Origin of the sequence: Jeotgalibacillus terrae, assembly GCF_016908195.1 — a bacterium.
Lineage (GTDB): Bacteria > Bacillota > Bacilli > Bacillales > Jeotgalibacillaceae > Jeotgalibacillus > Jeotgalibacillus terrae.
On record NZ_JAFBDK010000006.1, the window covers coordinates 64,057 to 85,829 of the forward strand.

The following is a 21,773-nucleotide window of genomic DNA, read 5'->3' on the forward strand; positions in this document are numbered from 1 at the left end:
CTGGAGTCGTCCCCCTTCCGCTCCAATCACCAGCTGTGCTAAAACAACATTGGGCTTTAATATAGCCAAAATTATTATGATCTTTTTGATGCGATTTCTTTGAATGATGCTTCGACTGCTTTTAGTGTACGGTCAAGCTCTGCTTCACCATGCACAGTTGAGAGGAACCAGCCTTCGAACTGTGACGGTGGAAGGAAGACGCCGTTTTCTGCCATCAGTCTGTAGAACTCACCGAACAGTTCAAGGTCAGACGTTTTTGCTTTATCAAAGTTTGTTACTTTCTCATTTGTGAAGAAAAAGCCCAGCATTGACCCTGCACGGTTCACGCTGTGAGGGATATCATACTTTTTGGCAAGTTCAGCAAAACCGGCCTCAAGCTTATCTCCATATTCAACAAATCCGTGATAGCTTTCTTCAGTCAGCTGGGACAGTGTAGCATAGCCTGCAGCCATCGCGAGCGGGTTACCTGAAAGTGTCCCTGCCTGATAGATTGGCCCTGCCGGTGCAATGTGCTCCATAATATCCTTACGACCGCCAAATGCGCCAACCGGAAGACCGCCACCGATCACTTTTCCAAGACAAGTCAGGTCGGGTGTTACATCAAGGTGTCCCTGAGCGCAATGATAGCCTACGCGGAACCCTGTCATTACTTCATCAAAAATCAGCAGTGAGCCGTGATCAGTCGTCAGTTTTCTCAGTTCTTCCATAAAACCTTCAACCGGTGGCACAACGCCCATATTACCGGCAACAGGTTCAACGATGACACCTGCAATTTCGCTGCCGTATTCTTTAAATACATACTGAATGGATTCAAAGTCATTATAAGGAACCGTAATCGTATTTTGTGCTACACTCGCAGGAACGCCGGGTGAATCAGGCAGTCCAAGTGTTGCAACACCTGAACCTGCTTTAATCAGAAGACTGTCGCCATGACCGTGATAGCAGCCTTCAAATTTAACGATTTTGTCACGCCCCGTGAAACCTCTTGCCAGTCTGAGCGCACTCATGGTTGCCTCTGTACCTGAAGAAACCATTCTCACTTTTTCAATCGATGGTACGCGTTCGATGACCAGCTCTGCCAGCTTATTCTCAGCAAGACTTGGTGCCCCGAAGCTCGTGCCACTTTCTGCAGTCTTTTTAATTTCTTCAATGACATGATCATCTGCATGCCCTAAAATAAGAGGTCCCCATGACAGGACATAATCAATATATTCATTACCGTCAATATCGTAAATCTTAGATCCTTTCCCTTTTTCCATAAAAATAGGATCCATATTCACGGATTTAAATGCACGGACAGGACTGTTGACTCCTCCTGGCATTAATTCAGATGCTGTTTTAAATGCTTCCTGTGACTTTTCATATGAACGCATGATATCGCTCCTTTGTGTTTATTGATCTTTCAGCCAGCGTGAAGCTTCCTTCGCGTGGTACGTAATAATCAGATCTGCACCGGCACGCTTCATGCTTGTCAGTTTTTCAAGAATAACTTCCTGCTCGTTAATCCAGCCGTTTGCTGCAGCTGCTTTTATCATTGAGTATTCACCACTCACGTTATAAGCAACAACAGGAAGTGTGTGACGATCTTTGACTTCTCTCATAATATCGAGGTATGAAAGTGCAGGTTTTACAATCAGGAAATCTGCTCCTTCATTTACATCAGAGTCTGCTTCACGGAGTGCCTCAAGTCTGTTGGCAGGATCCATCTGATAAGTTTTACGGTCGCCAAACTGAGGCGAGCTGTGCGCTGCATCTCTGAAAGGTCCGTAAAAGCTTGAAGAATATTTAACCGCATAACTCATAATTGGCACATCATGATAGCCTGCTTCATCAAGACCATAGCGGATTGCAGCGACAAAGCCATCCATCATATTTGATGGTGCAATAATATCAGCCCCCGCTTTTGCCTGACTGACAGCCGTTTTTGCAAGCAGATCAAGTGTAGGATCATTCAGCACTTTACCATCTTCAATTACGCCGCAGTGACCGTGGTCAGTATATTGGCACAAACACGTATCTGCTACCACAACCATTTCAGACGCTTCCTTTTTAATCAGTCTGGTCGCCTGCTGTACAATCCCTTCTTCTGCATAGGCCTGAGAGCCGACTGCGTCTTTCTCTTTTGGCACACCAAAAAGGATGACAGACTTGATACCAAGAGATTGACATTCATTAATCTCATCCATCACACCATCAAGTGATACGTGGAAGACACCCGGCATTGAAGGAACTTCACGGTGAATGTTTTCTCCTTCCACAACAAAAAGCGGATAGATAAAATCTTCCGGACGAAGCCATGTTTCACGAACCATTGCACGCAGCGCGTCAGATCCTCTCAGTCTGCGGTGCCGGTCAAATAATAAGTCTTTCATATTTATTACCTCCTGATTGCTTATAAACTTATATTTATTACTTTAGAGTCATAGCAATTTCTTCAATCATCGCTTCCATTGTATATTCTGAAGGTTCTATATGTACAGGCAGAGACATCTCTATTACTGCCTCTGACGTTGTCGGTCCGATACTGGCAATTTTAATGAGTCCCTGCCTGATACTTGAGATCAGCTGATGATCTGCTTTTACAGTTTCATAAAAACGTACTGCAGCAGATGGAGAGAACAGCGTGATCACATCAGCTCCTCTGAAACTGTCGATCAGACCTTCAGATTTTTCAGGAACAGTATTTTCATAAACCGTCCAGCTGATGCATTCATGTCCCTTCTCACGTAGGAATTTAGCGATCTCTCCGCGCGAAAGGTTGCCCTGTGGAAAAAGAACAGGGCCTGTGACGTGCTTGTTAAAATCACTTTTGAAGCTCGCAGCAGAATATAATGGAGGAATATAATGAACCTGCATCCCCTCATTTTTCAATGCTTCAGCAGTTTTTATACCGACTGCCGCAATATTTTTGCGAGTCAGAATATGCGTCAGACCTGCATCCTCTATTAATCTGCAGAAGTAGTAAACACCATTTTTACTAGTGAAAATGATCCAGTCTGCCTGCTCAAATTGGACTTTTTTATATTCATCAAGCTGAACGTTTGAAGCGCCAATTTTAATCATAGGAGCGATGACAGCAATGCCGCCTTTTTGTTCGATCAACAGACGATCCTGCTCAGAGGATTCTTCATCTCTGGTCAGCACAACCCTTATCCCTTTAAGGGAAGTCATGTCACTGACCTTCCTGTTCTTCTTTAACCTGATCAATTAAAGCTTTGGCACCCTGCTCTGTCAGGATTTCTGCTGCTTTCAGACCTACTTCTATAGGGTCATTACCATTAATTACTTCTTTATATACTTTCTTGCCATCAGGTGAAGCAACCAGTGCAGTCAGAGATACGCCATCCTCAATCTGTGTTGCAAACCCTGCAATCGGCACCTGGCATCCACCCTCCATTTTATGAAGGAACGTTCGTTCAGCTGTAACAGTCAGTGCTGTTTCCTGATCAGTAAAGCGGTTCAGCAGTTCTCTCAGCTCTGTGTCACTCTCACGGCACTCAATTGATAATGCGCCCTGACCAATCGCAGGCAGGCAGTCTTCCGGAGAAAGAAATTCAGATACAACATCCTTTGACCAGCCCATTCTTGAAAGACCGGCTGCTGCTAAAATAATGGCATCAAAGTTTTCAGTTTCAAGTTTCTTTAACCGTGTATCAATATTCCCGCGGATCCATTCCACTTTCAAGTCCGGTCGCACCGCAAGAATCTGTGCACCGCGTCTCAGACTGCTGGTACCAACAATTGACCCTGCAGGCAGCTCAGCAAGCGTTTCTTTATTTTTTGAAATGAGTGCATCTCTCGGATCTTCGCGTTCAGGAATACTGCCGATTACAAGTCCATCCGGCAGTTCAGCCGGCATATCTTTCATGCTGTGGACAGCCATATCGATCTCTCCATCTATCATTGCCTGTTCGATTTCTTTTACAAACAGACCCTTGCCTCCCACTTTAGAAAGCTTCACATTCTGAATCTGATCACCTTTTGTGACAATTTCCTTAATTTCAAATTCAGTACCCGGCTCAATCGCCTTAAGCTGCTCAATCACCCATTTTGTCTGTGTAATCGCAAGCTTACTTCTACGTGATCCTACAATAAATTTCCTCATTATCAAAAGCCTCCATTGAATCGTTATTTAGACTGACCAGAAGTGGAAAGAAGATAATCTGCTTCCAAGCAGGAAGTTTATCAGCAGACAGCCAAAAGCTACTGCATTAAACAGTGCAAGTGATTTCCCTGACTGCCCCTTTCCAAATCTTCTGTATAAAAAAACACCATATATGGCTAATAACAGGAATGACCCTGAAATCTTAATGTCATACCATAACACAGTCGGCAGAGACACAATCGCCCACTGTACACCCAGAATTAAACTGAGTAACAGCATCGGAAAACCGATACTGTTCAAAATGACTGATCCTTTTTCCAGCTTCGCCAAATCAGTGATCCGTTGAATCTTCTGACCCCATTTTTTCTGTTTTAACAACCTGTATTGAAGTAAATACAAGATGGAGAAAACAACAGATACAGAAAAAGCAGCATAGGATACGATAGCCATTGTAATGTGAACAAGCAGCAGTTCGGACATCAGCCTTTCAGCTGCTGCTTCTGTGCTTGCCTGTATCGGAGCAAACGTATGAATCGCCATAAAAGTAAATCCGATCACATTGACAAAGAAAACGGTAAAATCCACTCTCATTAAGCGGTTAAGTGCAAGAGAAAGAGTCAGTAATACCCAGGCATAAAAATAAATGCCTTCAAACAGCGTTAAAACCGGGAATCTTCCAGTTCTGAACATGTAGAGAAATAAAAAAATTGTTTGAAGAACCCAAACAATTGATAAAAGCCAGAAGGCAACGCGGTTCGCCTTCTGGTCTTTTTGAACATAATCCATAAAATATAATAGCACGCTGATTGCATAGAGGATAATCATGACTTCATGAAGCCGTGTCATTGACAATTCAAACATGTGTAATCCTCCCAATCAACTTTGCAGAGAAAGCTGAGGCTTTACATTCACTGTTTCAGCAGTTTTTATTTCCTGACGTTCCGTTTCCTGTGTCAGATTGAAAATCTGTTTGAACAGTTCAAGTTTTTCATCACCATCCGGCAGTGCTGCCAGTTCTTTTGCCTGCAAAATCGGATCTTTTAATAGTTGATTAATAATGCTCTTTGTATGCTTATTCAGCACTTTACGTTCACGGTCTGTGAGGCTTGGCATTTTACGTTCAATGCTTTCCATCGTTTCCGCCTGAATAGCAAGCGCCTTTTCACGAAGTTCTGAAATTACCGGTACGACACCAAGCATATTCAGCCATTCTTTAAATGCAACGATTGATTCTTCCACCATCAGGCCAATTGCTTCTGCAGCCTGTTTACGTTCTTCAAGATTAGCCTGTACAATGCCTTCAAGATCATCGATATCATACAAAAAGACGTTATCAAGTTCATTAATCGCAGGATCAAGATCTCTTGGTACTGCAATGTCTACCATGAAGAAAGGACGGCCTTTGCGCATTCTTTCCACATCTGTCATCATCTCTTTACTGATGAGTGCTTCCTGAGCACCTGTTGATGTAATCAGAATATCTGCTTCAATCAGTGCACACTGAAGCTCTCTCAGTTCTTTAGCGCTCCCTGAGAACTTGTCAGCAAGTGCTTCAGCCTTTTCAAAAGTACGGTTAATTACGGTTACTTTAGTAGCACCGCTCCCCTGAAGGTTCTGAATAGCCAATTCGCCCATTTTCCCGGCACCGAGAATAAGTACATGTTTTTTATTTAAATCTCCGAATATCTTCTTAGCAAGCTCAACAGCTGCATAAGATACTGATACTGCATTTGATGCGATATCAGTTTCAGAGTGTGCTTTCTTTGCTAATGTAACAGCCTGCTTGAAAAGCTCATTGAAAACAGTTCCTGTCGTACCGTTTTCCTGACCTGTAAAGAAGCTTTTCCGGACCTGTCCAAGGATCTGGGTTTCCCCGACAATCATTGAGTCAAGGCCACAGCTTACTTTGAACAGATGCTCCATTGCACCGTCTTTTTCATACATGAATAGATAAGGACTGAATTCGTCCTTGTCCAGATTGAACCAGTCAGCTAGAAATTGTTTTATATAATAACGACCTGTGTGAAGCTGATCTACTACTGCATATATCTCAGTACGGTTGCATGTCGAAACGATGACATTCTCCAGAATGCTCTTTCTGCCCTGAAGTTCTGTCATTGCTTTACTAAGATCCGCTTCCTGAAAAGAAAGACGCTCTCTCATCTCTACAGGGGCCGTTTTGTAATTCAAACCTACCACTAAAATGTGCATGTGCTGAATGACACCCCCACGAATTAATCATTACTCCCATTATAACATGTTTGCGGACATGGCCTAATGGTAAATGTGAACAACCCTTGAAACGTACTGACACAGTTACTGGTTGTCCCAGTTCGCACCACTGCATCACGTTTACATCTGAACTAAGGTTACCAAACCACCCGGGCGTTTTCAACAGTTCCGCTCAATATCAGAACCTTCTGTGAAAACGTTTTACTAATAACATGTTTCACTACTTTTGTCGTTGGTAAACCCAACTTAAAAATAAAAGATTGTTTTAAAAACGGTTGCTTGACTAATCGGTCCACTACGCTGCAGGCGGTGCTTTCCGGACGGCGGTCGCCGAGCCTCCTCAGCTTCGCTTGCGGGGTCTCGGCTACCCCGCTAATCGTCCCGGAGTCACCGCCTTCCGCTCCGTTGCCCTCAGTTTGGTAAACTTAAGGTTGATACGAATTTGAACAGTTGAGAACCCTTTAAGACTCATAGCACATTTGCAGAAAGCGTTCCCTCCCTAAAGCGGAAATCAACAGCCATCTTTAACAGAGACAATTAAAAAAACACACTGACAAAATCAGTGTGCTTTTGGGTAAGTCTATCATTCTGCTATTCTTTCATTTTTCTTTCGATAAAATGCCATGCCTGGTCTTTGCCGAGGCCTGTTTCTGAGGAGAACATGATAAGTTCGTCTCCTTCAGCGATTTCAAGCACCTTTCGTGTAACGCTTAAGTGCTTTTGCCATTTGCCTTTAGGAATTTTATCAGCTTTGGTGGCAACGATTAAGCATGGAATATCAAAGTGCTTAAGAAAGTCGTACATCATGATATCATCTTTGGTAGGGGGATGTCTGAGATCGACAATCATAATGACAGCTTTCAGCGGTGCTCTGTCAGTCATATATGTTTCGATCATCTTACCCCAGGCTGCACGTTCAGTTTTAGATACTTTGGCATATCCATACCCCGGAACATCCACGAAGTATAGTGCTTCATTCAATAAATAAAAGTTCAGTGTCTGGGTCTTACCAGGCTTTGAAGAAATGCGGGCCAGTGCTTTCCTGTTAATCATCTTATTAATAAATGATGATTTCCCGACATTTGATCTGCCCGCTAATGCAAACTCGGGCAGACCCCCCTCAGGATATTGTTCAGGCTTTACAGCACTGATCACGATTTCTGATTGTGTAATTTTCATTCTTTCTCACCTACTAATGCAACTTCAAGCACTTCATCTACATGTGACACCGGTATAAACGTCAGTTCATTACGTACGCTTTCCGGAATATCGTCAATGTCACGCTCGTTCTCTTTTGGAATAATAATGGTTGTCAGTCCCGCTCTGTGCGCACTGAGGGATTTTTCTTTCAGTCCGCCAATCGGCAGTACTCTTCCTCTTAGTGTCACTTCACCGGTCATACCGACTTCTTTTTTGATTTTGCGGTCCGTCAGTGCAGATACAAGCGCAGTTACAATTGTAATACCGGCAGACGGCCCATCTTTTGGCACTGCACCTTCAGGAACGTGGATATGAATATCATGTTTTTCATGAAAGTCTTCTTCTAAGTTCAGCTGTTCTGCACGGGATCTGACAAATGAAAAGGCAGTCTGGGCAGATTCTTTCATCACATCGCCAAGCTTACCGGTCAGCACAAGTTTCCCTTTACCTGGAGATAGTGAGACCTCAATTTGAAGTGTATCTCCTCCAACAGTCGTATAGGCAAGACCAGTTGCTACGCCAATCTGATCTTCAACTTCAGCCTGTCCATAACGGAACTTCTTCTTGCCAAGAAGATCAGAAAGGCTTTTTGACGTAACTATGACCTTTTTCTTCTCTTCTCCAACAATCATTTTGGCAGCTTTTCTGCATACTGTAGCAAGCTGTCGTTCAAGACTTCTTACACCGGCTTCACGCGTGTGGTAGCGGACAATATCCTTGATGGCTTCATCACGCACCTGAACCTGGGACTTCGATAAGCCATTTTCTTCGATTTGCTTTGGAAGCAGATGATTTTTGGCTATATTAATTTTTTCAATCTCTGTGTATCCAGCAATTGTAATGATCTCCATACGGTCACGCAGAGGACCCGGGATCGTTGCCAGGTTATTGGCAGTTGCAATGAACATTACTTTGGACAGATCATATGGCTCTTCAATGAAGTGATCACTGAATGAGTTGTTCTGTTCAGGGTCAAGCACTTCAAGCATTGCTGAAGATGGATCCCCTCTGAAGTCATTAGACATTTTATCAATTTCATCAAGAAGGAACACAGGGTTCACAGTACCCGCTTTTTTCATTCCCTGAATAATACGCCCAGGCATTGCCCCCACATACGTTCTACGGTGTCCGCGGATTTCAGATTCATCTCTGACACCACCAAGTGATGCTCTGACAAATTTTCTGCCGACTGATTCAGCAATTGAACGTGCAAGGCTTGTTTTACCTACTCCAGGTGGTCCGGCAAGACAGAGAATCGGACCCTTTAATGACTTTGTCAGCTGTTGAACGGCCAGATATTCAAGCACACGCTCTTTTACTTTTTCAAGTCCGTAATGGTCACGATCAAGGATCTTTTCAGCCTTTTTAATATCCAGGTCATCTTTAGTTGACTGGCTCCACGGAACGGTAATAAGCCATTCGATGTAATTGCGGATCACTGAGCTTTCTGCTGAGGTAGCAGGTACTTTTTCATAGCGGTCAAGCTCTTTACGTGCAATCTTCTCTATAGATTCAGGCATCTTTGCCTGACGAATTCTTTTTGCCAGGTCAGAAATTTCACCGGTTTTTCCATCTTTATCCCCGAGTTCTTTCTGAATCGCTTTCATCTGTTCACGCAGATAATATTCTTTTTGCGTTCTTTCCATAGACTTTTTCACACGCTGACCGATCTTCTTTTCAAGACTCAGTACTTCTTTTTCGTTGTTGATTGTCTCGATCAGTCGTGTCATACGTTTTTTGATATCAGTTGTATCAAGTACTTCCTGCTTCATTTTTAACTTTAATGGCAGGTGGGAAGCTACAATATCTGCAAGACGGCCGGGTTCTTCGATATCAAGTACTGTGTTAAGTGTCTCTTTAGAAACTTTCTTTGATAACGCAATGTACTGTTCAAAGTAATCCGTTAATGTACGCATCAGCGCTTCATATTCAGGGGTTTTTTCAGGATCATCCGGCAGAGATTCAACTGTTACTGTAAAGAAAGGCTCACTTTCTTCAAAAGAAGTAATTCTTCCGCGCTCAATCCCTTCAACAAGTACACGGATTGTACCGTTAGGAAGTTTCAGCATTTGCTTTACTTTTGTCAGCGTACCCATTTCAGCCAGGTCATCCTGCTCAGGCTGATCGATGGCCATATCTTTTTGTGTGGATAAAAAGATCATATGGTCTTCCATCATTGCTTTTTCAAGCGCCTGAATAGACCTTTCACGGCCAACGTCAATATGAAGTACCATTGTCGGATACACGAGTAAACCGCGCAGCGGCAGCAGTGGTAAGGTTTGTGTAGTTGATTTCGCCATATGTAACACCTCCAGGTTGTATCTGTTAGCTTCTGTTATACTTTACCCTTTCAACAAGCAAAACATCCGGGCAAAGCGAAGAAAAAAGCTGACTCTATATGATGAGCCAGCTTTTGTCTTAGACTTTAAGCAGATGTCTTTTCTTCATCATCCAGATTAATTTCAGAACCATCTTCTCTCAGCAGAACAGGACGTTCCGTCTGATCAACAGCTCCAGGTGTGATAATGCACTTTTTAATTTCTTCTCTGGAAGGAAGATCAAACATGACATCAAGCATCAGGTTTTCAATAATAGAACGAAGTCCTCGTGCACCGGTTTTTCGTTCAATTGCTTTTTTAGAGATTTCACGCAGTGCTTCTTCCTCAAATTCAAGTTCAACATCATCAAGCTCAAGCATTTTCTGATATTGTTTGACTAAGGCGTTTTTAGGCTGAGTCAAAATTGAGATCAGCGCCTCTTCATCCAGCGTTTCAAGTGTTGCTGTCACTGGCAGACGGCCGATAAATTCAGGGATCAGACCGAATTTCAGTAGATCCTCAGGTACCAGCTTAGCAAGCAGTTCACGTTCAGTCAGGTCACCTTTTGATTCTCCAGAGCCGAAGCCGATTACCTTCTGGCCAAGTCGGCGTTTGATAATCTGGTCCACACCGTCGAATGCCCCGCCAACAATGAACAGGATATTCGTTGTATCGATTTGAATAAACTCCTGGTGTGGATGCTTCCTTCCACCCTGTGGAGGCACACTTGCAGTCGTACCTTCAAGAATTTTCAGCAATGCCTGCTGAACACCTTCACCTGAAACGTCACGTGTAATTGACGGGTTTTCAGATTTACGGGCTACTTTATCGATTTCATCGATATAGATAATTCCCTTTTCAGCGCGTTCAACATCGTAATCAGCAGCCTGAATCAGTTTCAGAAGAATGTTTTCAACATCTTCCCCTACATAACCGGCTTCTGTCAGTGATGTAGCATCCGCAATGGCAAATGGCACATTCAGAATTCTTGCAAGTGTCTGTGCCAGCAACGTTTTACCTGATCCGGTTGGACCGATCAGGCAGATGTTACTTTTCGAAAGTTCAACATCGTCAACTTTACTGTTTGATTTAATACGTTTGTAGTGGTTATAAACAGCTACAGAAAGTGACTTCTTTGCACGTTCCTGTCCGATAACGTAATCACCCAGAATTGAAAGGATTTCCTTTGGTTTTGGAACATCCTTGAACTCTACTTCTTCTTCAGTGCCCAGCTCTTCTTCTACAATTTCAGTGCAGAGTTCGATACACTCATCACAAATATATACGCCAGGCCCGGCAACAAGCTTACGTACCTGTTCCTGGGTCTTTCCGCAGAAAGAACATTTCAATTGTCCTTTTTCATCGTTAAATTTAAACATTCCATTCACCCCTTTATCAGTCTTGCCCTGAGCTAGAGCAGCTCTTCTTCACTCTGTAGAGAAAATTGTACCATAATGAATCATTAGACGGAACTAACTCGATTTTCCCGATATGCTTTCCTTTTAAACACTTATGTATGCACGAAATGATTAAAGCTTTTATGTTATAAAACAAGGCACGATATCATCGCGCCTTGCCCTTAAATCTTATTATGCAACAGTTTTACTGTTTTCCACAAGAAAATCGATTGCTTTTTGTACACGAAGATCATTTTCAAGAATTTCAGTAGATCCGCCAAGTGCAGCTTTGATCTGATCAACTGACATATTGAATTGTTCAGTCATGCTGCTAAGCTCTGACTCAACATCTTCTTCTGTGACAGTGATGTTTTCTGCATCAGCGATTGCTTCAAGTACAAGGTTCGTACGAACACGCTTCGCTGCATCTTCCTGCATTTGTCCGCGAAGTGTTTCTTCGTCCTGTCCGCTGAACTGGAAGTAAAGATCAAGGTTCATACCCTGTGCGCTAAGACGCTGTTCGAATTCCTGCATCATGCGGTCAACTTCAGTGTTAACCATTGATTCCGGAATATCGATTTCAGCATTTTCAGCTGCCTTTTCTACAACTGAATCGCGAAGTGCCATCTCAGCAGCATTTTGCTTTTCTTCAGTCAGACGCGTTTTCGTTTTTTCTTTCAGTTCAGAAAGAGACTCAACTTCTTCGTCTGCATCTTTAGCGAATTCATCATCAAGTTCAGGAAGTTCCTTTGCTTTGATTTCATGAATTTTCACTTTGAAAGTTGCCGGTTTACCAGCAAGCTCTTCAGCATGATACTCTTCAGGGAATGAAACTTCAACGTCCTTTTCATCTCCAGCTGCAAGACCTACAAGCTGCTCTTCAAATCCTGGAATGAATGAACCTGAACCAATTTCAAGTGAATAGTTTTCAGCTTGTCCGCCTTCAAACGCCTCACCATCAACGAAGCCTTCAAAGTCAAGAACAACAGTATTGCCGTCTTCAACTTTTCCGTCTTCTTTCACAACAAGCTCAGCCTGACGTTCCTGCAGCTGCTTAAGCTCAGCATCCACATCTTCATCAGTTACTTCAGCATCAAGCTTTTCCACTTCAAGCCCTTTGTATTCACCAAGTTTAACTTCCGGCTTAACCGTTACTTTTGCAGTGAAGATCAGTTCTTTACCTTTTTCCATCTGTTCAACATCAATTTCAGGACGGTCTACAGGTACGATACCTGCTTCGTCTACTGCGCTTGCGTAAGCTTCAGGAAGGATTTCATCAAGTGCATCCTGATAAAGTGATTCTACACCAAAACGCTTTTCAAACATTTGGCGAGGCATTTTTCCTTTACGGAAACCGGGTACGTTAATTTGCTTAACGACCTTTTTAAACGCGCTGTCCAATCCTTTGTTTACTGTCTCAGCGTCTACCTGTACAGTTAGTACACCTTCATTACCTTCTTGCTTTTCCCATTTTGCTGACATAAATAATTCCCTCCAAAACATCTATTAAGTTAATGGTTTCATGAACATCATGAAATCAATGATTCTTTCATTTATCGATTTAAGAATCCCATTATGCAACCATTTTATTATAACATACGCGGTTTGTGTTTCAACTGCAAACCATTAGACCATTTCCGCTTTCTCAAGTCTCCTGATTTCATCGAGCAGGTCTTCATCTGAGAATTGCTGAAAAGCAGTTTCATGCCCCATATATTCTCTCGAAAGTCTCAAATACGCTTCTGAGAGCAGTTCCGCATTATTATTTCTCCAAGTGAAAGGGTACAGCAGGAATGCATGCTTTTGCAAGAGCTCCTGTGCAATTTCTGCTGTTTGCAGTTCCTGACTGTGATCTTCAATCATCGCTTTCGTCTGCTGAAAAATCTCCTGTTCAAAAGGCTCGAGCAGTTCGGCAGGAATAACAGAAATTTCTTTCCCCCACTTACTGACAATCACTTCATCTTCAATCCCCTGTTCTCTGAGAATATTCAGAAGTAATGTCTGTATAAACGGATGCGTCTGTCCACTTTCGATTTCCCTGATAATATCGTCTTTCATTGGTCTGATATTCTGCTTAGCCAGCGCTGCCGACTGAATCATCTGCTGCTCGAGATCTTTATGCAATTGAAAAGAGGCAAAAGACTCGTCAGCTGATTCAGTGATCTCTTTCTGCTCCTGTCCTAAGTCAATCAGACTTTTGAGACGTGCTGCCTTCTCAGGCGGCAATTCATTCTCTTCTAAAAGAGGACTGATAAAAGCTGATATTTCACTGAACTTTCTCAGCTTGATCAGGTTCATCACGTAAAGCTCTATCAGTTCTTCATATTCACCTGAACCTTCATGAAGCATCTTTTCACACAGTCCGGCTGACTCCCTCCACTGACGGTTTTCATAATAGGCAACGGCCAGCGAGGTGCCTGCAGCTGCGTCGTGTTCATCCATGTCATACGCCTGTTCAAGCAGGCTGATGGCTTCAACATTTTCCTGATTTTGCAGCATGTCTAATCCACGTTCTATGAGACGCTCTTTTAAGCCCGGGAACGGAATCACACGCCTGCTCTGCTGCTCATCCATATATGATGAACCACCTTCCGTTATAATATGTGAATTGAGTGTAGCACTGTCATCTCAAAAATGCCAAGAATCAAACTGATTACACAAAAAGAAAACCTGTCTGTTACGGACGTAACAGACAGGTTTAGGTAGCGTCCCAGGAGCGATTCGAACGCCCGACCGACAGCTTAGAAGGCTGTTGCTCTATCCAGCTGAGCTACTGGGACATTATGTAGTCCTTGTTGAGGACAATTACTATTATATTAACTAGCGTATAAAAAGTCAACGGATTTTAAAAATATTATTTTAAAATATTTTCAACCGGATTGAATCCGCATAAGAATCAGTCCCGTCCGCTTCTAAAAGCCGTCGCGGACGGGTACTGAAATCACGCGTTGAACTCTTTATTCCATGATAACAGTTTCTCATGCTGATCTGTATAAAAATCAATATCAACCTGCCGCTCATGAAGGTTAACAATTGCATATGTCGGCTCATTGCGGTCCCTTGGCAATCTGATACTGCCCGGATTCAGGAACAGCCGGCCATCCATCATTTCAGCACCCAGCTGGTGGGAATGTCCGAAAATAATGATATCAGCCTGAAGTTCATCTCCCTTATAGCCAATTCGATCAAGTGAAGATTTAATGCCGTACAAGTGCCCGTGTGTGATAAAAACTTTTGTCCCATCACAATCAACAAGTTCATCTTCAGGATACGCTGAATCAAAGTCACAATTCCCCCGCACCTTTACAAACGGGTTCATCACGTCAGACTCAAAGGGCAGTTCTGAATCACCTGCATGAAACATATAATCCACATGGCCACGCCAGCGTTCAGTTACTTCTGAAAGAATTTTACTGTCTCCATGGTTATCACTCACAACCAGTAATTTCATCCTATCACCTCATTGAAACTGTAATTGCAATTTCCTGAGTGCATTTGCACGGTGGCTGATCCGGTTCTTCTCTTCCGGTGTCAGTTCTGCAAAAGTTTTCCCGAACACTTCAGTATAAAAAATCGGATCGTATCCAAATCCGTTTTCACCAGATGGCTTTGAAGTTATATACCCTTCCGATTCACCTGTAAACAGAACAGTATCTTTTTCAGGTTCTGCAAGTGCCAGCGTACAATGAAATCGTGCAGTTCTTTTTTCCTTTGGCACCCCTTTTAGCTTATCGAGTACTTTTTCAATATTTTTCTGATCATCTTTTTCTGTACCGGCGTAACGGGCTGAATACACACCCGGTTCACCGTTCAGGGCATCCACGATTAAGCCGCTGTCGTCAGCAATAACGATTTCGTAAAAATGTTTTGAAATCGCTTCTGCTTTTAAAGTAGCATTTTCAGCAAAAGTTGAACCTGTTTCCTCTACTTCTTCTATTGAAGGGTAGTCTGAAAGTGTTTTGATTTTGTAGCCAAAAGGTGCAAGCAGTTTTTCAAAATCTTTTGCTTTACCTTGATTGTGCGTGGCAATAATCATCGTTTTCATCCGGTTACACCGTCCAGAATTTTAGCTGTTATTTCTTCGCCCAGAATCATTTTCTGGTGCTCAACAATCTTTTCAATTCCCGCCTTACCGATACTGAGCATGTCAAGCAGCTGTTCGTGTGTGAATTCAGCCTCTTCACCTGTACCCTGAAGTTCAACAAAATTCCCTTTCCCGGTCATGACGATATTCATATCAACTTCAGCAGTGCTGTCTTCTGCATAATTCAAATCAAGAATTGGCTCACCTTCTGTACTGATGCCTGCAGATACTGCGGCAAGAAAATCTTTTACAGGAAAGGCCGGCAGTGCTTTTTCTGAAGCGATTTTCTCAATAGCCAGTGCCATCGCTGCAAATGCACCTGAAATCGAAGCAGTCCGTGTACCTCCATCAGCCTGAATCACGTCACAGTCTATCCATACGGTTCTCTCACCCAGTGCGTCAAGATCAACAACTGAACGCAATGCCCGGCCAATCAGTCTCTGGATCTCCATTGTACGGCCGCTGACCTTTCCTTTGGAAGATTCACGGATCGTCCGCTGACCGGTTGCCCTTGGCAGCATAGCGTATTCTGCCGTAATCCAGCCCTTACCCTGACCTCTCAAAAATGGCGGAACCCTGTCATCTATACTTGCCGTACAGATTACTTTCGTATCCCCAAATGATACAAGTACAGATCCTTCAGGATGCATCAGGTAGTTCTTTTCAATTTTTACTTCTCTCATTTCAGAGGGAATTCTTCCATCGATTCTCACAGATATTCACTCCATTTTTAATGATGTACATGACAAAAGCCGTGATAAGCTCACGGCAGTTTCACAGATTCTACTACAATGGAATCGTCATTCATCCATTCTCGTGCAACTTGTCCAAATATAACAGGTGAACCAGTTGTATAAAATACATTTTGTTTCTTCTCATGACGCGAATGAAGCTCACCGCGATAAGATAGGATCGCACTGACCTCTCTTGCAGTCTCATCACCCGAACTGATTACTTTTACTTTTGATCCGACGTACTGCTCAATCAGCGGCTGAAGCAGTGGATAGTGTGTACAGCCGAGAATCAATGTGTCAATCGGGTACTGTCTCATCTCACTGAGTGTTTCAGCGACAATTTTTTTAGCCATTGAACTGTTGTACTCTCCACTTTCTACAAGCGGAACAAATTTCGGGCATGCCTTCGGATACGTTTGTATTGATTCTTTCAGGCTGTGGAGCACATGTTCATACGCTTCACTTTTAATCGTTCCGACAGTTCCAAGAATGCCGATATGATTATTCTTTGTATACTTAATCGCTGAGCGCGCTCCGGGTGAGATGACACCGATTACCGGAATATCAAAAGCAGTTCTTATCTCTTCAAGCGCAGCTGCAGTTGCAGTATTACAGGCGATCACCAGCATTTTAATATCCTGCTTATATAAAAACTCAGCCATTTCCCACGTATACCTTCTTACTTCTTCTTCAGGTCTCGGGCCATATGGACAGCGTGCTGTATCCCCTAAATAAATAATATGCTCATTTGGAAGCTGGTAGATAATTTCTTTGGCAACTGTTAAGCCGCCTACACCGGAATCCATTACACCAATTGCTCTACTCAAAAAAAACGCCTCACTCTTATTTCATTTCACCATGTAATTTATTCAGCGCTTTAGCGAGTGAAGTCACTTCATCCTCTGTAAAACCGGATAGTACATCACTTAGATCGTGCTGACGCTTTTTAATTACTTCTTCAATAATTCTTTCGCCTTCTTCTAATAAATGAATTCTAACCACCCTGCGGTCATGTTCATCTTTTACTCTGACAACCAGATTGCTTCTTTCCATCCGGTCAATTAAGTCTGTTGTTGTGCTGCATGCAAGATACATTTTATTTGATAGTTCGCCAATCGTCATGTCTCCGGCTTCAAACAGCCACTGAAGTGCCACGAATTGCGGTGGCGTAATCGTGTACTGACTGAGGATTTCACGACCCTTTTGTTTGATCAGTCCGGAAATATAGCGGAGGTCTTTTTCGATATCTGCTACAACCTCTCTTGGATGAAGCTCCTGTACACTTTTCGTTTCCATCGTTATATACACTCCCTATGTTTCGTTGTATACATATTGTCGCTTTTTTAATGATAATAATCAAGAAAATTTGAACAAACTGCCGTAAACAAAAAAACTGCCTCTGAATTACAGAGACAGTTCTCCAAGCCTTAATAACTCGACAATCGCCTGAGCTCTTCCTTTTACACCAAGTTTCTGGATTACATTAGAAATATGGTTTCTGACAGTTTTTTCACTTATAAATAAAGCAGAAGCAATTTCTTTAGTCGTCAAATCTTTCAATAAAAGAGAAAACACTTCTCTTTCCCTTTTTGTTAGTATTGAGTTTCTCCGGGCCACTCCTTTTCCCCCTTATCCATTTACGCCGTTTGTTCAGTGTATGAAACCGGCAGAAAAGAAGTGAGTGTTCATCAGTCCATTTTTACAGCTGGTCTGATGAATAATTCTTTTTGTTCTTCAGTCCAGGCAAGTCCTTTGCCGGTTTGCTTATCCATTTGCACCATCGTACCCCGGCCAGAGAATACAGGAATGTCTTTTTCATTCACCCCAAGATAGTGGATATCAACGGATGAATTCCCTACAGAATCTGCTTTGACATAGACTTTCAGATTTTCATCAAAGAATGCCTGTTTCAGAAAATCACATTGGAGGTTCGCAACAACAGGTATGGCCTGACTTGCCGGATCAAGCCAGTTCTGCATAAAACCAAGATGCTTGAAAAACTCGATTCTGGCCTGTTCAAAGTAGATAAAAGGTACGGTATTATTCATGTGACCAAAAAGGTCTGTTTCAGAGAACCTGATTTTTACCGGATAATAAAATTCAAATTCTTTTTTCCAGCCTTCAAAGTTATTTATGTAAGGTATTTTCAAATTTGACATCCCCTTTTGTAAAATGAATGATCATTCATTTTTATTTTACATGAAGTCTGGTCTTTTGAACAGAAAAAAGAGACTCAGACATATTGTCTAAGTCTCTTAAAAGGGCTCGCTGCGCTGCGTGTGGTGCTTTCCGGACGGCGGTCGCTAATTGGCCCGAAGTCACCACTTCCCGCTACGCTCACCTGAATATCACGTTAATAAAATTAACATTTATTACTCAAACGTTCTTAAACTTCTTTATCGCTTCCGAAGAAGTTTCTGAACATCTGAAGGTTTGTGTCACGGTTAAGTGCCGCGATTGACGTTGTTAACGGAATACCTTTAGGGCAAGCTTCCACACAGTTCTGTGAGTTACCGCAGTTTGAAAGTCCCCCATCACCCATAATGGCTTCAAGGCGTTCATTTTTATTCATTGCACCGGTTGGATGTGCGTTGAACAGACGAACCTGTGAAAGTGGTGCAGGTCCAATAAAGTCTGACTTGCTGTTCACATTCGGACATGCTTCAAGACAAACACCGCAAGTCATACATTTTGACAGTTCGTATGCCCACTGACGTTTTTTCTCCGGCATACGCGGACCAGGTCCAAGATCATACGTACCATCGATCGGAATCCATGCTTTTACCCTCTTAAGAGAATCGAACATGCGGCTGCGGTCAACCTGAAGGTCACGCACAACCGGGAATGTTTTCATCGGCTCAAGACGGATTGGCTGTTCAAGCTGGTCCACAAGCGCAGTACATGACTGACGCGGCTTACCATTGATCACCATTGAGCAGGCTCCGCATACTTCTTCAAGACAGCCCATATCCCATGATACCGGAGTCGTTTTTTCACCTTTTTTATTAAATGGATTACGTCTGATTTCCATCAGCGCAGAAATAACGTTCATATTCGCGCGGTATGGAATCTCAAACTCTTCGAAATAAGGTGCAGAATTCTCATCGTCCTGGCGGTGAATTTCAAATTTGATTACTTTTTCTTCCGTTGCTATTGCCATGATTATTTTGCTCCTTTCTTCTTAGAGTAATCACGTTTACGCGGTTCAATCAGTGAAACATCAACATCTTCATAATGGAACTCCGGAGCATTTGTTTCAGGATTAAACTTAGCCATTGTTGTCTTCAGGAATTTCTCATCATTACGTTCAGGGAAGTCAGGCTTATAGTGTGCGCCGCGGCTTTCATCACGGTTAAGCGCACCGATTGTAACAACGCGTGCTAAGTGAAGCATTCCTTTTAACTGACGTGTAAACACAGCTCCCTGGTTACTCCATTTAGCAGTATCGTTAATGTTGATCCGCTTAAAGCGCTCCTGCAGTTCCTGAATTTTTGCATCAGTTTCACGAAGCTTATCATTATGACGGACAACTGTTACATTATCTGTCATCCATTCTCCAAGCTCTTTATGAATAACGTATGCATTCTCGTCGCCATCCATTGCCATGATTTCATCCCACTCCTGCTGTTTATCTTTTTCAAAGCGGGTGTAGATGTCTTCAGGCATATCTTCTGTCGTCTTTTCAAGTCCCTCGATATATTTTACAGCGTTTGGTCCTGCGACCATTCCACCATAAATAGATGATAGAAGTGAGTTCGCACCAAGACGGTTTGCACCGTGAATTGAATAATCACATTCACCAGCTGCGAACAGACCAGGGATATTTGTCATCTGATCAAAATCTACCCATAGTCCACCCATTGAGTAATGAACAGCAGGGAAAATCTTCATTGGTACTTTACGCGGGTCATCTCCCATGAACTTCTCATAGATTTCGATAATTCCGCCAAGCTTAATATCAAGCTCTTTCGGGTCTTTATGAGAAAGGTCAAGATAAACCATGTTCTCGCCATTAATACCAAGCTTCTGACGCACACATACATCGAAAATTTCCCGTGTTGCAATATCACGCGGCACGAGGTTTCCGTATGCCGGATACTTTTCTTCTAAGAAGTACCATGGCTTACCGTCTTTATACGTCCATACACGGCCACCTTCACCACGCGCAGACTCACTCATCAGACGAAGTTTATCGTCACCAGGGATCGCTGTCGGGTGGATTTGGATGAACTCACCATTTGAATAATACACGCCCTGCTGATAAGCAACAGAAGCTGCTGCTCCAGTATTGATGACAGAGTTTGTTGATTTCCCGAAGATAATTCCAGGTCCGCCTGTAGCCAGAATGACTGCGTCCCCCTTGAAAGACTGAATTTCCATTGTCTTCAGATCCTGAGATACAACACCACGGCACACGCCGTCGTCATCAAGCACTGAACCAAGAAATTCCCAGCCTTCATATTTCGTTACAAGACCGGCTACTTCATGTCTTCTCACCTGCTCATCAAGTGCATATAACAACTGCTGACCAGTAGTTGCACCGGCGAATGCAGTACGGTGGTGCTGCGTTCCTCCAAAGCGGCGGAAGTCAAGTAGTCCTTCAGGTGTTCTGTTGAACATAACACCCATACGGTCAAGCAGGTGAATGATACCCGGTGCCGCATCACACATTGCTTTTACAGGTGGCTGATTCGCAAGGAAGTCGCCCCCGTATACTGTGTCATCAAAGTGTTCCCACGGAGAATCACCTTCACCCTTTGTATTTACAGCTCCGTTTATACCGCCTTGTGCACAAACAGAGTGTGAACGTTTTACAGGTACAAGCGAGAAGAGGTCTACTGACATTCCTGCTTCAGCTGCTTTAATTGTCGCCATCAGGCCGGCAAGTCCGCCACCTACAACGATAATTCTGCCTTTACTCATTTTGTCACTCTCCTTACTGATATCAAAAGCTGCTCTTTGCAGCTGAAAAAGTTAATGGATTAAACGAATGCAAGAATTGCACGGATACCGATCACTGTAAGCACAATAAATACGCCAAGCGTCGCGTATGTTGAAATCTTTTGCGAGCGGGCGCTCACCGTGATTCCCCAGCTGACCATAAATGACCATAAACCATTAGCAAAGTGGAATGTCGTTGATACTATTCCAAGTATGTAAAAAGCAACCATCCATGGATTAGCAAGAATTTCTTCCATCATGCCAAAGTTTACTTCAGTACCAAGCGCTGCCTGAATACGCGTTTCCCATACATGCCATGTAACGAAAATCAGTGTAACCACACCTGATATACGCTGCAGCATGAACATGTAATTACGCAGTGTGCCGTAACGTTTCGTATTGTTTTTAGCAGTGAATGCAATGTATACTCCATAGATTGCGTGGAAGTATAGCGGGATAAAAATAATAAATAGTTCTAAAAAGATTCTGAATGGTAAACTTTCCATAAAGTGCGCTGCATCGTTGAAAGCCTGTTCGCCTCTAGTAGCGAAATGGTTAACAACTAAATGTTGAATCAGGAAGATCCCTACAGGTATAACACCAAGTAAAGAGTGCAGCCTCCTCCAGTAAAACTCTCGATTTTCCGCCATCGAATGTAACCCCCTCTTGAATAAGTACAGCTGCTGAAAACGATTCCCTAGAATGATCATTTTCAACAAAATTTTCGCACAGTATAACATTTATGTGACAAATTAATTGTAC

General features: G+C 42.9%; 21 protein-coding genes and 1 tRNA gene. All 22 read right to left on the reverse strand.

The features are described 5' to 3' along the window. Window positions 1–74 precede the first annotated feature (74 nt). Window positions 75–1,373, reverse strand: a complete 1,299-nt coding sequence (gene hemL, locus JOD21_RS07490) for a glutamate-1-semialdehyde 2,1-aminomutase (RefSeq protein WP_204729019.1) — start codon at window positions 1,371–1,373, stop codon at window positions 75–77. 18 nt (window positions 1,374–1,391) lie between these two features. Next, window positions 1,392–2,372 carry a porphobilinogen synthase gene (gene hemB / locus JOD21_RS07495; protein ID WP_204729020.1) on the reverse strand — a complete coding sequence of 327 codons (981 nt, stop codon included), beginning with the start codon at window positions 2,370–2,372 and terminating at the stop codon, window positions 1,392–1,394. Between the two features lie 37 nt (window positions 2,373–2,409). Then, window positions 2,410–3,171 carry a uroporphyrinogen-III synthase gene (locus tag JOD21_RS07500; RefSeq protein ID WP_204729021.1) on the reverse strand — a complete coding sequence of 254 codons (762 nt, stop codon included), beginning with the start codon at window positions 3,169–3,171 and terminating at the stop codon, window positions 2,410–2,412. A gap of 1 nt (window position 3,172) precedes the next feature. After that, window positions 3,173–4,105 carry a hydroxymethylbilane synthase gene (gene hemC / locus JOD21_RS07505; RefSeq protein ID WP_204729022.1) on the reverse strand — a complete coding sequence of 311 codons (933 nt, stop codon included), beginning with the start codon at window positions 4,103–4,105 and terminating at the stop codon, window positions 3,173–3,175. Window positions 4,106–4,132: 27 nt separating this feature from the next. Continuing rightward, complete coding sequence (locus JOD21_RS07510) at window positions 4,133–4,966, reverse strand: cytochrome c biogenesis protein (protein ID WP_204729023.1); 834 nt, start codon at window positions 4,964–4,966, stop codon at window positions 4,133–4,135. A 15-nt stretch (window positions 4,967–4,981) separates the two neighbouring features. After that, on the reverse strand, window positions 4,982–6,316 hold the full coding sequence (hemA, locus tag JOD21_RS07515; RefSeq protein ID WP_204729024.1) for a glutamyl-tRNA reductase: 1,335 nt from the start codon (window positions 6,314–6,316) through the stop codon (window positions 4,982–4,984). Between the two features lie 612 nt (window positions 6,317–6,928). Beyond that, window positions 6,929–7,516 (reverse strand): ribosome biogenesis GTP-binding protein YihA/YsxC, encoded by a 588-nt coding sequence (gene yihA / locus JOD21_RS07520; protein ID WP_041120983.1) that lies wholly within the window; start codon window positions 7,514–7,516, stop codon window positions 6,929–6,931. Beyond that, window positions 7,513–9,837, reverse strand: a complete 2,325-nt coding sequence (lon, locus tag JOD21_RS07525; RefSeq protein WP_204729025.1) for an endopeptidase La — start codon at window positions 9,835–9,837, stop codon at window positions 7,513–7,515. Before lon ends, yihA begins: the two co-directional genes overlap by 4 nt. Before the next feature lie 125 nt (window positions 9,838–9,962). Further along, window positions 9,963–11,234, reverse strand: a complete 1,272-nt coding sequence (gene clpX, locus JOD21_RS07530) for an ATP-dependent protease ATP-binding subunit ClpX (protein WP_204729026.1) — start codon at window positions 11,232–11,234, stop codon at window positions 9,963–9,965. A gap of 210 nt (window positions 11,235–11,444) precedes the next feature. Further along, complete coding sequence (tig, locus tag JOD21_RS07535) at window positions 11,445–12,734, reverse strand: trigger factor (protein ID WP_204729027.1); 1,290 nt, start codon at window positions 12,732–12,734, stop codon at window positions 11,445–11,447. A gap of 144 nt (window positions 12,735–12,878) precedes the next feature. After that, window positions 12,879–13,826, reverse strand: a complete 948-nt coding sequence (locus JOD21_RS07540; protein ID WP_204729028.1) for a tetratricopeptide repeat protein — start codon at window positions 13,824–13,826, stop codon at window positions 12,879–12,881. A 132-nt stretch (window positions 13,827–13,958) separates the two neighbouring features. After that, window positions 13,959–14,032, reverse strand: a tRNA-Arg gene (locus tag JOD21_RS07545). A gap of 161 nt (window positions 14,033–14,193) precedes the next feature. After that, window positions 14,194–14,703 carry a metallophosphoesterase gene (locus JOD21_RS07550; protein ID WP_204729029.1) on the reverse strand — a complete coding sequence of 170 codons (510 nt, stop codon included), beginning with the start codon at window positions 14,701–14,703 and terminating at the stop codon, window positions 14,194–14,196. 9 nt (window positions 14,704–14,712) lie between these two features. Further along, window positions 14,713–15,297: an XTP/dITP diphosphatase gene (locus JOD21_RS07555; protein WP_204729030.1), complete on the reverse strand. Its 585-nt coding sequence runs from the start codon at window positions 15,295–15,297 to the stop codon at window positions 14,713–14,715. Next, window positions 15,294–16,049, reverse strand: a complete 756-nt coding sequence (gene rph, locus JOD21_RS07560) for a ribonuclease PH (RefSeq protein WP_204729031.1) — start codon at window positions 16,047–16,049, stop codon at window positions 15,294–15,296. The genes JOD21_RS07555 and rph overlap by 4 nt, the downstream gene beginning before the upstream one ends. Before the next feature lie 50 nt (window positions 16,050–16,099). After that, window positions 16,100–16,897 carry a glutamate racemase gene (gene racE, locus JOD21_RS07565; protein WP_204729032.1) on the reverse strand — a complete coding sequence of 266 codons (798 nt, stop codon included), beginning with the start codon at window positions 16,895–16,897 and terminating at the stop codon, window positions 16,100–16,102. A gap of 16 nt (window positions 16,898–16,913) precedes the next feature. Continuing rightward, window positions 16,914–17,366, reverse strand: a complete 453-nt coding sequence (locus JOD21_RS07570) for a MarR family winged helix-turn-helix transcriptional regulator (RefSeq protein WP_204729033.1) — start codon at window positions 17,364–17,366, stop codon at window positions 16,914–16,916. Between the two features lie 108 nt (window positions 17,367–17,474). Further along, a complete protein-coding gene (locus tag JOD21_RS07575) occupies window positions 17,475–17,687 on the reverse strand; it encodes a helix-turn-helix domain-containing protein (RefSeq protein WP_041120973.1) in 213 nt (70 codons plus the stop codon). Window positions 17,688–17,758: 71 nt separating this feature from the next. Next, the gene (locus tag JOD21_RS07580) at window positions 17,759–18,229 is read right to left on the reverse strand and encodes an acyl-CoA thioesterase (RefSeq protein WP_204729034.1); all 471 of its coding nucleotides are present in this window, start codon (window positions 18,227–18,229) and stop codon (window positions 17,759–17,761) included. A 227-nt stretch (window positions 18,230–18,456) separates the two neighbouring features. Beyond that, on the reverse strand, window positions 18,457–19,230 hold the full coding sequence (gene sdhB, locus JOD21_RS07585; RefSeq protein WP_204729035.1) for a succinate dehydrogenase iron-sulfur subunit: 774 nt from the start codon (window positions 19,228–19,230) through the stop codon (window positions 18,457–18,459). A gap of 2 nt (window positions 19,231–19,232) precedes the next feature. Then, a complete protein-coding gene (gene sdhA / locus JOD21_RS07590) occupies window positions 19,233–20,993 on the reverse strand; it encodes a succinate dehydrogenase flavoprotein subunit (RefSeq protein WP_204729036.1) in 1,761 nt (586 codons plus the stop codon). 59 nt (window positions 20,994–21,052) lie between these two features. Beyond that, window positions 21,053–21,661, reverse strand: a complete 609-nt coding sequence (locus JOD21_RS07595; RefSeq protein ID WP_204729037.1) for a succinate dehydrogenase cytochrome b558 subunit — start codon at window positions 21,659–21,661, stop codon at window positions 21,053–21,055. Window positions 21,662–21,773 lie beyond the last annotated feature (112 nt).

Bases quoted from the DNA above. Each gene is read 5' to 3' on its own strand.
- hemL (WP_204729019.1), bottom strand. From the start codon at position 1,373: ATGCGTTCATATGAAAAGTCACAGGAAGCATTTAAAACAGCATCTGAA.
- hemB (WP_204729020.1), bottom strand. From the start codon at position 2,372: ATGAAAGACTTATTATTTGACCGGCACCGCAGACTGAGAGGATCTGAC.
- JOD21_RS07500 (WP_204729021.1), bottom strand. From the start codon at position 3,171: ATGACTTCCCTTAAAGGGATAAGGGTTGTGCTGACCAGAGATGAAGAA.
- hemC (WP_204729022.1), bottom strand. From the start codon at position 4,105: ATGAGGAAATTTATTGTAGGATCACGTAGAAGTAAGCTTGCGATTACA.
- JOD21_RS07510 (WP_204729023.1), bottom strand. From the start codon at position 4,966: ATGTTTGAATTGTCAATGACACGGCTTCATGAAGTCATGATTATCCTC.
- hemA (WP_204729024.1), bottom strand. From the start codon at position 6,316: ATGCACATTTTAGTGGTAGGTTTGAATTACAAAACGGCCCCTGTAGAG.
- yihA (WP_041120983.1), bottom strand. From the start codon at position 7,516: ATGAAAATTACACAATCAGAAATCGTGATCAGTGCTGTAAAGCCTGAA.
- lon (WP_204729025.1), bottom strand. From the start codon at position 9,837: ATGGCGAAATCAACTACACAAACCTTACCACTGCTGCCGCTGCGCGGT.
- clpX (WP_204729026.1), bottom strand. From the start codon at position 11,234: ATGTTTAAATTTAACGATGAAAAAGGACAATTGAAATGTTCTTTCTGC.
- tig (WP_204729027.1), bottom strand. From the start codon at position 12,734: ATGTCAGCAAAATGGGAAAAGCAAGAAGGTAATGAAGGTGTACTAACT.
- JOD21_RS07540 (WP_204729028.1), bottom strand. From the start codon at position 13,826: ATGGATGAGCAGCAGAGCAGGCGTGTGATTCCGTTCCCGGGCTTAAAA.
- JOD21_RS07550 (WP_204729029.1), bottom strand. From the start codon at position 14,703: ATGAAATTACTGGTTGTGAGTGATAACCATGGAGACAGTAAAATTCTT.
- JOD21_RS07555 (WP_204729030.1), bottom strand. From the start codon at position 15,297: ATGAAAACGATGATTATTGCCACGCACAATCAAGGTAAAGCAAAAGAT.
- JOD21_RS07570 (WP_204729033.1), bottom strand. From the start codon at position 17,366: ATGGAAACGAAAAGTGTACAGGAGCTTCATCCAAGAGAGGTTGTAGCA.
- JOD21_RS07580 (WP_204729034.1), bottom strand. From the start codon at position 18,229: ATGTCAAATTTGAAAATACCTTACATAAATAACTTTGAAGGCTGGAAA.
- sdhB (WP_204729035.1), bottom strand. From the start codon at position 19,230: ATGGCAATAGCAACGGAAGAAAAAGTAATCAAATTTGAAATTCACCGC.
- sdhA (WP_204729036.1), bottom strand. From the start codon at position 20,993: ATGAGTAAAGGCAGAATTATCGTTGTAGGTGGCGGACTTGCCGGCCTG.
- JOD21_RS07595 (WP_204729037.1), bottom strand. From the start codon at position 21,661: ATGGCGGAAAATCGAGAGTTTTACTGGAGGAGGCTGCACTCTTTACTT.